Source organism: Blastococcus sp. SYSU D00813 (assembly GCF_054050735.1).
In genome coordinates this window covers 1-12,486 of record NZ_JBJGZX010000042.1, presented here as the reverse complement: position 1 = coordinate 12,486, position 12,486 = coordinate 1, and the positions used below count along the sequence as shown (strand labels likewise).

Here is a 12,486-nt window from a genome sequence, read left to right as displayed (position 1 = left end):
GCGTGGGGGGCAGCGGGGTCCTTCACACCCGGGAGCGCTCGACCAGCGCCGTCGTGGAGTGCCCGTCCAGGTACGGCAGGACGACGGCCTGGCCGCCCCAGCGCCGCAGCACTGCCGCCTCGGGCAGGTCCGCGCCGGCGTAGTCGCCGCCCTTGGCCCACACGTCCGGCCGCAGCCGGTCCAGGACCTCGGCCGGGGTGTCCTCGTCGAAGACGACGACGGCGTCGACGAACTCCAGCGCCTCGAGCACCCGGGCCCGGTCCGCGGCGGTCACCAGCGGCCGGGAGGGGCCCTTGAGCCGGCGCACCGAGTCGTCGGAGTTGATGCACACGACCAGGCAGTCCCCCAACCCGCGGGCGGCCCGCAGCGTGGCCACGTGGCCGGGGTGGATGAGGTCGAAGCAGCCGCCGGTGGCCACCACCGTGCCGCCGGCCGCGCGCACGCGGGCGATGACCGAGTCGACCCCCGGCTCGGCGATCACGTTGGCCGCGGGCGCGGCGGAGCCGCCGCCGTCCCAGTTCGAGGCCCCGCCGCGGCCGACGAACGCCGACGCCGCGGCCACGGCGCCGGCCACCGCCTCCCCGGTCACCGCCCCGTCGGCCAGCAGCAGCGCGGCCGCCGCGGCGAAGGAGTCACCGGCCCCGCACGGGTCCCCGGTCGCGGGCACGGCGGGCACGACCATCGGCGCGCCGCCGCCGTAGGACAGGAGCGCGCCGCGGGCGCCCAGGGTCACGGCGACCGCGCCCACGCCCCAGTGCCGGATGAGCGCCTCGGCACGGGCGCCGACGGCGGCCAGCCCGTCGCCCCCGGCGTCCACGCCCGCCGCCGCGGCCACGCGGGCGGCCTCGGCGCCGTTGGGGGTGACCAGCCGCGCCTGCGGCACCGGGTCGGCGCCGCGCGGGTGCGGGTCCCAGACGATCGGCCCGCCGGCCGCGGCCAGCGCCTCGCGCACCTGGGGCGCCGCCGTCGTCCCGCGGCCGTAGTCGGCGACCAGCACCGCGGCCGCCTCGCGCAGCACGGTGGTGGCCTCGTCCGGCAGCGGGCCCAGCGTGACCACCGGGTCCCCGGAGTCGATGCGGACCACCGAGTGGTCGCCGACGCGCACGCGCTGCTTGACCGACGTCCCGCCCGTGGCCGGGACCTCGACCAGCCGCACCCGGCCGGCGAGCAGCGCCCGCAGCCGCTCGGCGCCGTCGTCGTCGGCCATCGGGGTGACCAGCACGACCGGGCGGGCGGTCTGCGCCGCGGCGATCACCGCGGCCAGCGCCGCGCCGCCGGGGCGCTCGCGGGTCTCCACGCCCTCGACGACCGGCACCGGCGCGTCCGGGGTGAGCCGGGACGCCGTGCCGACCAGGTCGACGTCGAGCAGCGCGTCGCCGACGACCACCAGCGGCCGCGCGTCGCCCGCCGCGCTCACTGCGCGACCCCGAGCCGGGACTGCGGGATCCGCGCCGGCTCGGCCAGCACCGCGGCGTCGAAGGCGGCGCACAGCAGGTGCAGGGCGACCAGGTGGCACTCCTGCACGGTCGCCGTCCAGGCCGAGTCGATGCAGATGGCCTCGTCGGCCTCCGCGGCCAGCGGGTTGGGCGCCGGGCCGGTCATGGCCAGCACGGTGATGCCGCACTCCCGGGCCCGCCGCGCGGCGGCGACGGCGTTGGGCGAGCGGCCGCTGGTCGACAGCAGCACCAGCACGTCGCCGGCGCGGCCGTGCGCCTCCACCTGGCGGGCGAACAGCTCGTCGGCCGGGTAGTCGTTGGCGATCGCCGTCAGCGAGGAGGTCTCCGCGGTCAGGCAGATCGCGGAGAACGGCGCCCGGTCGGCGCGGTAGCGGCCGACCAGCTCGGCGGTCAGGTGCTGGGCCTGCGCCGCGCTGCCGCCGTTGCCGGCCGCGAGCAGCCGCCCGCGGTGCTCCCCGCACAGGACGTCGGCGAGCAGCCGGCCCCAGCGGTCGAGGGTGTCGACGTGCCCGGTGACGTCGCGCAGCGCCGCGGTCAGCGAGGCGACGTGGTCGTGCCCGGTCAGGTGGGTGCAGGTGTCGGGCGAGACGACCTCGCCGGCGGAATGGGGGGCCGCGCTCAGGGGGACACTGCTCATCGGACGGCCTCCACGGGGCGCTCGTCGCTGTGCTCGGACAGGGGGGTCTCCAGGACCTGGCGGTAGACGGCCTCGGTGTCGGCGACGACGCGTGCCCACCGGTAGCGGGAGCGGGCGCGGCGGACACCCGCGGCGCCGTAGGCGGCGCGGCGGGCGTCGTCGGCCAGCAGGCCGGCCACCGCCTCGCCGAGCGCCGCGGGGTCCCGGGGCGGGACCAGGACGCCGGTGGTCCCGTCGACGACGCTGTCGACGAGACCCCCGACGGCGGTGGCCACGACGGGCCGGCCGCAGGCCATGGCCTCCAGCGGGGTGATGCCGAAGGGCTCGTACCAGGGGACGGCGAGGACGACGTCGGCCGAGCGCACCCACGCGGGCACGTCGGCGCGCGCGACGGCGCCGGTGAAGCACAGCCGGTCGGCGACCCCGGCCTCGGCGGCGACGGCGCGCAGCCGGCGCACCTCGGGGTCGCGGTCCAGCTCGGCGGCCGGCGGACCGCCGACGACGACCAGCTCGGCGTCGGGGACGGCGGCCAGGGCGCGGACGGCGTCGTCCTGGCCCTTGCGCTCCACCAGCCGGCCGAGCACCAGCAGCCGCGGCCGGCCGGTGCGCGGGGCGACCGGGCCCTTGGGCGTGAACACCGAGGTGTCGACGCCGCACGGCACGATCGACACGCGCTCGCGGGGCAGGCCCAGCCGGCGCAGCTCGAACACCTCGTCGGAGCAGGTGGCCACGACGTGGCGCACGGTGCGGCACAGCGACCGCTCCAGCTCCACCCGCTGCGGTGGCGAGGTGTCGGCCCCGCCCTGGTGCCGGCGCTTCACCGAGCCGAGGGCGTGGAAGGTCTGCAGCACCGGGACCTCCCCGGCGGCCGCCACCGACGCCAGCCCGCTCATCCAGAAGTGCGCGTGCACCAGGTCGGGGCGCTGGGCGGCCCACTCGCGGCGCAGCACCCGGGCGAACTCGGGCATGTGCCGCAGGAGGTCGTCCTTGGGCAGGTTCTCCGGCGGGCCGGCGGTGACGTGCCGCACCCGGTAGCCGTCCTGGGTGACGACCTCGTCGGGCAGGGCGACGTCGTCGCGGCGGGTGTGCACGGTGACGTCGTGGCCGCGGGCGGCCAGGCCCGACGCGAGCGCGGCGACGTGCACGTTCTGGCCGCCGGCGTCCACGCCGCCGATGGCGGCCAGGGGCGAGGCGTGCTCGCTGACCAGCGCGATCTTCATCGGGTGACCTCCTCCAGGAGCACATCCCAGTCCGCCAGGAAGCGGGCCAGGCCGTACCGCTCGAGCGCCGCCGCGCGGGCGGCCTTGCCGGCGAGCCGGGCGGCGTCCGGGTCGTCCAGGTAGGCCCGCACGGCCTCCCACAGCCGCTCGGGCCGGGTCGAGACGACCCCGGCCCCCTCCGGCACCGCCTCGACCACCTCCGTGGTGGCCAGCGCGACGACCGGCATGCCCAGGTGCATGGCCTCCAGCAGCGACAGGCCCAGCGAGGTCCACCGCACCGGGTGCACGTAGACCCGGCGGCGGGCCAGCTCGGCGTGCATCGCCGCCTGCGGCGGGTCGTCGAACAGCGCCACCCGGTCGGGGTCGAGGCCGTACCGCTCGTGCAGCCCGGCCAGGCCCATGCCGAACACGTCGACGGGGGCGACGGCGGCCAGCCCCGGCAGCAGGTCGGCGCCGACGGTGCGGCCGCGGCGGACCGGCTCGTTGCTCACCACCGCCGCGCGGGCGAGCTCGCCGGTCCACCGCTCCCCCGGGTCGACGATGCCGTGCTCGATCACGGTCGTCGGGGCGCGGCCGTTGTCGTAGAAGAGCCGGTTGAAGTGGGTGACGTGGGCGATCGGGACGTCGTCGCGGTCGGCCAGCGGGTGCACCGTGAGGGGTACCGGTGCGGCTCCGTCGTCCAGGCCGGGCGCGTTGTGCTCGAGGAAGACCGCCGGCAGGTCGCGGCCGGGCTCGCGGCCCAGCCACTCGCGGCACAGCTCGAGGTCGCGGGTGCGCTGCAGGACGACGACGTCGATCCCGCCGTCGTCGCTGATGCCGCGCAGCTCGTCCGGCGTCACCTCGCGCGCCGACGCCGGCCAGTCCCAGGTCCGTGCCCGGCCGAGGCCGTCGGGGCTGCGGCTCCCCCCGGGGCCGTCCACGACGGGGATCAGGTACTCGTGGTCGCCCTCCACGAACGCCGTCGTCCAGGAGCCGTGCACGTGCCAGAGCAGGACCCTCATGCACTCACCAGTTTCTCTACCGCGGCGACGACGTCGGCTGCGCTCACCGACGTCAGGCAGGGGTGGCCGGGCACCGGGCAGACGCGGGCCCGGGTGTCGCGGCAGGGGGCGTCCTGGTCGCCGAGCAGCACCGTGGGCACGCCGTAGGGCGCCCACCGCGCGGCCGGCACGACCGGGGCGAACAGGGAGACGACGGGGGTGCCGACGGCGGCGGCCAGGTGCGCCGGGCCGGTGTTGCCGACCACGACGGCCGCGGCACCGTCGAGCAGCGCGGCCATCTCGGCCAGGCTCGTGGCGCCGCCGAGGTCCTCGCCGCGGGTGCCGGCGACGGCGGCGGTCAGCGCCCGCTCCCCCGGCCCGCCGGTGACCAGCACGCGGTGGCCGGCGTCGGCCAGGGCCTCGACGGCCTCGGCGCACAGCTGCGCCGGCCAGGCGCGCGCCGGCACGGAGGCGCCGGGGTGCAGCACGACGTACCCGGGCTCGCGCCCGGTCTCCGGGAGCGGACGCCGCACGGCGAGCCGGCCGTCGTCGCCCTCGGGCAGCTCGAAGCCGGCCGCGCGAGCCAGGGACAGGGCGCGCTCGGGCTCGGGCAGGTCCGCGTCGTCCTCGGCGCCGACCCGGTGCCGGACGTCGAGCAGCGAGCCGGGGTAGTCGACGCTCGTCGCCGAGATCCGCGGCACCCCGGCCGCACGCAGGAGCAGCGCCAGCGGCAGCGGCGACTGGTGGAACGACGTCGAGACCACGGCCTCGTCGGGCGCCAGGGCGCGGACCCGCTCGGTGAGCGCGGCCAGGTCCGCGGCGTCGACCGGCGGCGGGTCGCCGAGGATCCACGGGCAGGCCCAGGTCCAGACCTCGTCGACCCCGGGCAGCAGCTCGGCGGCCGCGGCACCGGCGGGGCCGGCGAGGAGGACGACGCGGTCGGCGCCGGCGGCGACCGCGCGGACCAGCGGTCCCTGCAGGAGGACGTCCCCGGCGTTGTCGAGCCGCGCGACCAGGACGGTGCCGCGCCGGCGCGGCGTGGGAGCGGGTCCGGGGGCGGTCACCACTGTCCCGCCAGGACGCCGTCGACCGCCTCGGTCAGCGTCGCGGAGACGTGCCGGGCGGCCGCCACCTCCGACCGGCGGGTGACCGGGGTGGGGACCATGATCCCGACGGCGCCCGCGGCCTCGGCGGCGTCGACGTCGGCGGCGATGTCCCCGATGACCACGCAGCGGGCGGGCTCGACGCCGAGCTCGGCGCAGGCGGCCTTCACCATGCCGGGCGCGGGCTTGCGGCAGGAGCAGCCGTCGTCCGGGCCGTGCGGGCAGTACTGGACGGTGTCGAAGGGGCCGAGCAGCTCCTCGAGCCGGGCCATGCAGGCGTCGACCTGCTCGCGGGTGATCAGCCCCCGGGCCACGCCGGACTGGTTGCTGACCACGCCCACCCGCACGCCGCGGGCGCGCAACGCGTCGACGGCCTCCCGCGCCCCGGGAACGGGCTTCACCAGGGCCGGGTCCCCGTTGTAGGGGTAGTCGCGGACGAGCGTCCCGTCGCGGTCGAACAGCACGAGGTCGGGCAGGCCCCGCCAGCGGGTCACCCGCCGGTGCTGCACGACACCGCGCAGGAAGTGCCAGGTGGCCAGCGGCGGGATGACCGCGCTGGTGGCCAGCATGGTCGTGACCTCGGCGCGGTCCCGCGGGCCCGGCGCGATGCGGGCGTGGGCGAACTCGGCGGTGCCGGCCAGCCAGGCCAGGGCGGCGGCCGCCGCGGCGCGGGGCCGGCGGGCGGCGGCCAGGCCGGCCGCCGCGACCGCGGCCGCGGTGACGGCCAGGTGCTGCGGACGGCGGCCCAGCGGCGCGTCGGCGCGGTGCGGCGCCCGCCAGTCGGGCCCGTGCAGCCGGCGCATGAGGACGTCGTCGGCGTTGCCGGCCTGCACCCGCACGCTGACCCAGCGGTCGGTCGGCCGGACCGGGTGGGTGGTCCACCGCTGCCCGCGGACCAGCCGGGCACCGGTGTCCATCACCCGCAGGGCGAGGTCGGAGTCCTCCCGGAAGGCGCGGGGGAAGCGCTCGTCGAAGCCGCCGACGGCAGCCAGCGCGCTGCGGCGGTAGGCGAGGTCGGCGGTGATCCAGGCGCTGGTGGCCAGCCCGGCGGTGCCGCGCTCCCAGTCGGTGGGCCGGCGGTCCGCCGGCAGCGGGACCCGCACCCGGCCCTGGCTGCCCGCCACGTCCGACGCGAGGGCCGACAGATCCGCGGCCAGCCGCTGGTACCAGTCGGGGTCGGGGACGACGTCGTCGTCGAGGAAGGCGATCCACTCGGTCCGGGCGACGCGCCAGCCGAGGTTGCGCGCCCGGGCCGGGCCGCCACCACCGGTGCGGACGACGCGGACCGGCGGCAGGCCGGGGCGGTCGGGCCGCAGCGGCGGGCCGGAGCGACGGTCGTCGACCAGCACGATCTCCGCCGGACGCCCGCCCGGCGCGGCGGCGAGGGCGTCGAGCAGCGCGTCCAGCGACGGCCGGCCGATGGTCGGCACGACGACCGTGACGCGCCCGAGTACCCCATGCACGATCGCGTCGTGCCCGGCCGATCCTGTGCGGAAACACTACGGGCTTGAAGTTTTCGGCGGCCGCAGCCGTGGGCCGGGCGCCGAGGAGACGACCGGACCTGGGGAAGAGCGGTCCGTGGAGCTGGGGGTGGCGACTCCGGTGCTGGTCAGGCCGGTGGCGGGGGCTCCGCCGGGGTCAGCGGCGGGACCGGGCGGCGGCGGAGACCCGCGCGAGCGCGTCGGTCACCACGGAGGCGTCGTCACCCAGACGGGTGAGCAGGTGCGCCACCAGGTCGTCGTGCGTGGGGCCGGCCTCGCGCAGCTTGGCGCGACCGGCGTCGGTCAGCTTGGCGTGCAACAGGCGGCGGTCGTCGGCGGCGCGCTCCCGGACGACGAGCCCCTCGCCGACCAGCCGGGTCACGGTGCTGGTGACGCCCGCCCGCGAGAGGCCCAGCGCCTCGGCGACCTCGCCCATGCTGGCCCGCTCCCCCGGCGCCTCGGCGATCCGGCGCAGCGCCTCGAAGCCGGTCAGCGAGATGCCGTGCTGGCGGTGCAGCGCGGAGTCCACGCGCCGGGTGATGCGGTCGTGCACCTGGACGATGCGCAGCCAGGTCTCCTCCGGCCGCGGCCCGGCGCCGGGGACGTCCGCGACGTCGGGGACGGCGGGGGCCAGCACGGAGTCCGGGGGCACCCGTCCATGGTCGCCGAAGTCGGCGTCAGGCGCTCCCGGACGCCGGCTGCCGGGCGCGGCGGCGCAGCGCGGTCACGCCGACCGCCCCGGCGGCCAGGGCCACCGCCGTCCCGCCGAGGACCAGCGGCCACGTCGGCCCGCCGTCGTTCACGGGGGTGCTGCTCGACGCGATCTGGAGGTCGACCGCGACCGTCGTCGCGGTGACGGCGCCGACCACCTCCAGCGTGGTCGCCCCCGGAGCGGCGCCGGCCGGGATGCGCACGTCGACGGCGACCACCCCGTCGATGTCGGCCACCGACGTGCCGAGGTCCGTGCCGTCGGCCAGCCGCAGGCTGACCTCCTCGCCCGCGGCGAAGCCCGAGGCCGTCAGCGTCACGACCTCGCCGGCGGCGACGCGGGAGGTGGCGGCCACGGAGGCGGCGGGGCTCGGCGGGCCGGCGTCCACGCCCGGCATGGGGACGCCCCCGCCGTCGGGCGGGAGGTCGTCGGTCCCGGTGCCCGCCGGGGCGTCGGTGGAGCCGCTCATCGGCGGCACCGTCGGCTCCCCCGGGGGCGGCGCGATGGCGGCGCAGTCCTCCTCGGCGGGCCGGGTGAACTCGAAGCCGGGGAGCTCGTCGACGTAGGTGACGCCGGAGCCGTCGAGGGCGGTGAACAGCAACCGGGAGTCGATCCGCTCGCCCCAGTCGACGTCGCCGGTGGTCAGCTCCACCACCTGGCCGGGGTCGACGCGCGCGCGGTCCTCGCCGGCGGGCTGCCGGGTGGTGGCGAGGACGACGTCGTACGGCACGCTCCCGCCGGTCACCTCGACGGCGACGCCGCCGGGCCGGCAGCTGGGACCCATGGTGACCCGGGCGTCGGGTCGGGTGGGGTCGTCGACGGCGAGGGCCGGACCCGCCGCCGCGACACCCAGAGTGATCAGGCCGGCCGCGAGGCCGCCGAGCACGGCGGACCTGCGGACGACCCTCGGCGACGCACCGGACGGCACGCAGTTCCCCCTCGAGCAGTCGTGCTTGCCGGTGCGGTCGGAGCTCGATCGCGCCGGCCCCCACATGATGGCTGCTGTGACAGCGCCTGGACGGTGTGTCACTGACGCTTCTGGCGTGTCGGCGCGGCGTGTCGGCAGAAAGTCGGGACACGCCCTCGGTCGGCCCCGGGTGCGGCGGCGTCCTAGCGTGACGTGCGTGACCTCCGCAGCCGGGACCGGACGCCAGCGCCAGAACGACATCTACCGGGCGGGTGTGTACGGCCGCACGCCGCGGGTGCCCACCGTCGCCCGGGCCCTGCAGCGCGCCGCGCGCCGGAGGCTGGACGCGCGGGCCTACGCCTACGTCGCCGGCGGCGCCGGGGACGAGGCGACCCAGCGGGCCAACCGCGACGCCTTCGACCGGTGGGCCGTCGTGCCGCGGGTGCTGCGGGACGTGAGCGTGCGCGACACCTCCGTGGAGCTGTTCGGGCGACGGCTGCCGGCGCCGCTGCTGCTCGGCCCGGTGGGCGCGCTCGAGCTGGTCCACCCGGAGGCCGACCTGGCGGTGGCCCGCGCCGCGGCCGGGCTCGGCGTGCCGATGGTGTTCTCCAACCAGGCGTCGGTGCCGATGGAGACCTGCGCCGGCGCCATGGCCGACGCGCCCCGGTGGTTCCAGATGTACTGGTCGACCTCCGACGAACTGGTCGAGAGCCTGGTCGCCCGCGCCGAGGCCTGCGGCTGCGAGGCGCTGGTGGTCACCCTCGACACCACGATGCTCGGCTGGCGCCCGCGCGACCTCGACCTCGGGCACCTGCCGTTCGCGCTGGGCAAGGGCATCGCGCAGTACACGTCGGACCCGGTGTTCCGGCGGCTGGTCGCCGAGCACGCCGCGGCGACCCCCGCCCCGGCCGAGCCCGGCGCCTCGGCCGAGCGGGACCGGCAGCCGCGCCCGACGCTGGCCGCGGTCCGCGCCCTCGTCGGCATGGCCCGGGCCTGGCCCGGACCGCTGCTGGAGAACCTGCGCTCGCCGCTGCCGCGCGCCGCGGTGGAGACCTTCCTGGCGATCTACTCGCGGCCCTCCATCACCTGGACCGACCTCGCCTGGCTGCGGGAGCGGACGCGGCTGCCGATCGTGCTCAAGGGCGTGCTGCACCCCGACGACGCGCGCCGGGCCCTCGACGAGGGCGTCGACGGCCTCGTCGTCAGCACGCACGGCGGGCGGCAGGTGGACCGCTCGATCGCCGCCCTGGACGCGCTGCCCGACGTCGTGGCCGCGGTGGGCGGCCGGGCGCCGGTGCTGCTCGACAGCGGGGTCCGCAGCGGTGCCGACGCGCTGGTCGCCGTCGCGCTGGGCGCCCGGGCGGTGCTGCTGGGCCGGCCGTTCGCGTGGGGCCTGGGCCTGGCCGGGGAGGAGGGCGTGCGGCAGGTGGTCTCCGACGTGCTCGGCGAGTTCGACCTGACGCTGGGCCTGGCCGGCCTCACCTCGGTGGGCGAGCTCTCCCCGGAGGTCCTCCGGCGGGTCGGGTGAGACCGCCGCGGCGCTGACCTGGGGCGCTCCGGCGACACGCCGCCAGGGCTTGACCCTCGGCTGTGGCGCGGGTCACAGTTGTGTCGGGCGGGGGAAGCCGGGAAACCACTGGCCATCCACCGCTGGATGGACCGACCAACGCGGCCAGACCGCCAGAGCCGGCCCCCCGCCCCACATCTCCCCTCCGCTCCGCGCCCCTGCCGGTGGGCGCGCGGAGGCGCAGGATGGGAACGTGACCAGCAGCGACACCACCGTCAGCGTCCCGGGGATCAGCCGTCCGGTCCCCACCCGGCTCTTCGTCGGCGGCCAGTGGAGTGCGAGCGCCGGCGGCGGCGAGTTCGACGTCCACGACCCGGCCGACGGCTCCGTGCTCGCCCGCGTCGCCGACGCCACCGCCGACGACGCCCGCGCCGCCATGGACGCCGCCGAGGCCGCCGCGGCCGGCTGGGCGGCCACCCCGCCGCGCCAGCGGAGCGAGGTCCTGCGCCGCGCGTTCGAGGCGATGACCGGCCCGCGGGCCGACGACCTCGCCCTGCTCATGGTCCGCGAGAACGGCAAGACGCTGACCGACGCCCGCGGCGAGCTCGCCTACGCCGCCGAGTTCTTCCGCTGGTTCAGCGAGGAGGCGGTGCGCATCGACGGCGACTACCGGGTGGCGCCGGCCGGCGGCACGCGCACCGTCGTCCTCCGGCAGCCGGTGGGGATCTGCCTGGCGATCACCCCGTGGAACTTCCCGGCGGCCATGCTCACGCGCAAGCTCGGGCCGGCGTTCGCCGCCGGCTGCCCCGTGGTGGTCAAGCCCGCCGCGGAGACGCCGCTGACCGCCCTGGTCCTGGCCGAGGTGCTCGCCGAGGCGGGGCTGCCCGAGGGCGTCCTCAGCGTGCTGCCGACCACCGGCGCGAAGGACGTCGCCGGCGCCGCGATGACCGACCCGCGGCTGCGCAAGGTCAGCTTCACCGGCTCGACCGAGGTGGGCCGCACCCTGCTCAAGCAGGCCGCCGACCAGGTCCTGGTGAGCTCGATGGAGCTGGGCGGGAACGCGCCGTTCATCGTCTGCGCCGACGCCGACCTCGACGCGGCCGTCGAGGGCGCGATGGTCGCGAAGCTGCGCAACGGCGGCGAGGCGTGCACCGCCGCCAACCGCTTCTACGTCGAGGACGCCGTCGCCGACGAGTTCGGCCGCCGGCTGGCCGAGCGGATGGGCGCGCTGACCCTGGGCCGCGGCGACGACGACGGCGTGGGGCTCGGCCCGCTGGTCAACGAGGAGACCGTCGGCAAGGTCGAGCGGATCGTGCGGGAGACCGTCGACGCCGGGGCGCGGGTGGTCGTCGGCGGCGAGCGGCCCGAGGGCCCGGGGTACTTCTACCCGCCGACGGTGCTGCTCGACGTGCCCGCCGGCTCGCCCGCCACTGAGGAGGAGATCTTCGGCCCGGTGGCCCCGATCGTGCGGTTCACCTCCGACGACGAGGTGCTCGCGCTGGCCAACGGCACGGAGTACGGGCTGGTCTCCTACGTCTTCACCGGCGACCTCGCCCGCGGCCTGCGGCTGGCCGAGGCCCTGGAGTCGGGCATGGTCGGGCTCAACCGCGGCGTGGTGAGCGACCCGGCCGCGCCCTTCGGCGGGGTCAAGCAGAGCGGCATCGGCCGGGAGGGCGGCCACGAGGGCCTGGCCGAGTACCTGCAGACGAAGTACATCTCCTTCCCGCTCTGACGTAGGACCCTCGTGCGGGGGCCCACCGCTCGCACGCTCGCGGCGGGCCCCCGCAAGAGGGCCGCAGCAGCACGCAAGGGGCGCGCAAGCACCGGGACCGAGGCTCCTCCCGACACGGTGGACGGCCGTCCGGCCACCCCACCGCCCGATCGAGGAGCCCGAACCCCATGCGCACCACCGCCCGTACCGGCACCGCCCTGCTCGCCCTGGGCGCCGCCGCCCTCGTCCTGACCGCCTGCGGCGGCGACGACGAGCCCTCCGCCGCCGACGTCGCCGACGTCGTGGCGGCGGCCGGGGACGCCGGCGCGGCCGGCACCGTCGAGGAGGGCTCGGCCGCCCCCGGGGACGCCGACGTGTGCGCGCTGTACGCGGCCGACGGCCAGGCCTTCGTCGACGCCTACGACTACGTCGGCAGCGGCGCCACCGATGATCTGTCGGAGCTGACCGCGGCCGCCGAGACCCTGGCCGCCGACATCGACGCCGTCCCCGCCGACGAGGTCTCCGACACCGTCCGCGGGACCGCCGAGGAGATCAGCGCCAGCGCCGCCGAGGTCGGGCCCGCCCTCGCCGCCGGCGAGGGCGTCGAGGAGATCGACGCGACCATCGGTGGCCTGGAGACGCTCGCCGACACCTGCGCCGAGCTCGGTCTCGCCTGAGGTGGGGGGGGGGGGGGGGGGGGGGGGGGGGGGGGGGGGGGGGGGGCCCGGCCGCGGGGGGGGGGGGGGGGGGGGGGGGGGGGGGGGCGCCCCCCCC

11 protein-coding genes are annotated in these 12,486 nt (G+C 77.9%); 3 read left to right on the top strand and 8 right to left on the bottom strand.

The features are described 5' to 3' along the window. Positions 1–22: 22 nt before the first annotated feature. The 8 genes from rfaE2 to ACI8AX_RS20620 form a co-directional block, all read right to left on the bottom strand. On the bottom strand, positions 23–1,417 hold the full coding sequence (gene rfaE2 / locus ACI8AX_RS20655) for a D-glycero-beta-D-manno-heptose 1-phosphate adenylyltransferase (RefSeq protein WP_456551742.1): 1,395 nt from the start codon (positions 1,415–1,417) through the stop codon (positions 23–25). Then, on the bottom strand, positions 1,414–2,094 hold the full coding sequence (locus ACI8AX_RS20650; RefSeq protein ID WP_456551741.1) for a D-sedoheptulose-7-phosphate isomerase: 681 nt from the start codon (positions 2,092–2,094) through the stop codon (positions 1,414–1,416). Before ACI8AX_RS20650 ends, rfaE2 begins: the two co-directional genes overlap by 4 nt. After that, on the bottom strand, positions 2,091–3,314 hold the full coding sequence (locus tag ACI8AX_RS20645) for a glycosyltransferase (protein WP_456551740.1): 1,224 nt from the start codon (positions 3,312–3,314) through the stop codon (positions 2,091–2,093). Before ACI8AX_RS20645 ends, ACI8AX_RS20650 begins: the two co-directional genes overlap by 4 nt. Continuing rightward, positions 3,311–4,315: a glycosyltransferase gene (locus ACI8AX_RS20640; protein WP_456551739.1), complete on the bottom strand. Its 1,005-nt coding sequence runs from the start codon at positions 4,313–4,315 to the stop codon at positions 3,311–3,313. The genes ACI8AX_RS20645 and ACI8AX_RS20640 overlap by 4 nt, the downstream gene beginning before the upstream one ends. Next, positions 4,312–5,358, bottom strand: a complete 1,047-nt coding sequence (locus tag ACI8AX_RS20635; protein WP_456551738.1) for a glycosyltransferase family 9 protein — start codon at positions 5,356–5,358, stop codon at positions 4,312–4,314. The genes ACI8AX_RS20640 and ACI8AX_RS20635 overlap by 4 nt, the downstream gene beginning before the upstream one ends. After that, the gene (locus ACI8AX_RS20630) at positions 5,355–6,827 is read right to left on the bottom strand and encodes an HAD-IIIA family hydrolase (RefSeq protein ID WP_456551737.1); all 1,473 of its coding nucleotides are present in this window, start codon (positions 6,825–6,827) and stop codon (positions 5,355–5,357) included. Before ACI8AX_RS20630 ends, ACI8AX_RS20635 begins: the two co-directional genes overlap by 4 nt. Positions 6,828–7,035: 208 nt before the next feature. Continuing rightward, positions 7,036–7,530, bottom strand: a complete 495-nt coding sequence (locus ACI8AX_RS20625) for a MarR family winged helix-turn-helix transcriptional regulator (RefSeq protein WP_456551736.1) — start codon at positions 7,528–7,530, stop codon at positions 7,036–7,038. Positions 7,531–7,555: 25 nt separating this feature from the next. Continuing rightward, positions 7,556–8,473: a hypothetical protein gene (locus tag ACI8AX_RS20620; protein WP_456551735.1), complete on the bottom strand. Its 918-nt coding sequence runs from the start codon at positions 8,471–8,473 to the stop codon at positions 7,556–7,558. 238 nt (positions 8,474–8,711) lie between these two features. On the opposite strand from ACI8AX_RS20620, the gene ACI8AX_RS20615 reads away from it, so the two are divergent. The 3 genes from ACI8AX_RS20615 to ACI8AX_RS20605 all read left to right on the top strand — a co-directional run bounded on the left by ACI8AX_RS20615 (position 8,712) and on the right by ACI8AX_RS20605 (position 12,389). Further along, a complete protein-coding gene (locus ACI8AX_RS20615) occupies positions 8,712–10,022 on the top strand; it encodes an alpha-hydroxy-acid oxidizing protein (protein ID WP_456551734.1) in 1,311 nt (436 codons plus the stop codon). 232 nt (positions 10,023–10,254) lie between these two features. Beyond that, complete coding sequence (locus ACI8AX_RS20610; protein WP_456551733.1) at positions 10,255–11,733, top strand: NAD-dependent succinate-semialdehyde dehydrogenase; 1,479 nt, start codon at positions 10,255–10,257, stop codon at positions 11,731–11,733. A gap of 167 nt (positions 11,734–11,900) precedes the next feature. Beyond that, positions 11,901–12,389 (top strand): hypothetical protein, encoded by a 489-nt coding sequence (locus ACI8AX_RS20605; RefSeq protein ID WP_456551732.1) that lies wholly within the window; start codon positions 11,901–11,903, stop codon positions 12,387–12,389. Positions 12,390–12,486: the final 97 nt, after the last annotated feature.

Bases quoted from the DNA above. Each gene is read 5' to 3' on its own strand.
- ACI8AX_RS20650 (WP_456551741.1), bottom strand. From the start codon at position 2,094: ATGAGCAGTGTCCCCCTGAGCGCGGCCCCCCATTCCGCCGGCGAGGTC.
- ACI8AX_RS20645 (WP_456551740.1), bottom strand. From the start codon at position 3,314: ATGAAGATCGCGCTGGTCAGCGAGCACGCCTCGCCCCTGGCCGCCATC.
- ACI8AX_RS20640 (WP_456551739.1), bottom strand. From the start codon at position 4,315: ATGAGGGTCCTGCTCTGGCACGTGCACGGCTCCTGGACGACGGCGTTC.
- ACI8AX_RS20605 (WP_456551732.1), top strand. From the start codon at position 11,901: ATGCGCACCACCGCCCGTACCGGCACCGCCCTGCTCGCCCTGGGCGCC.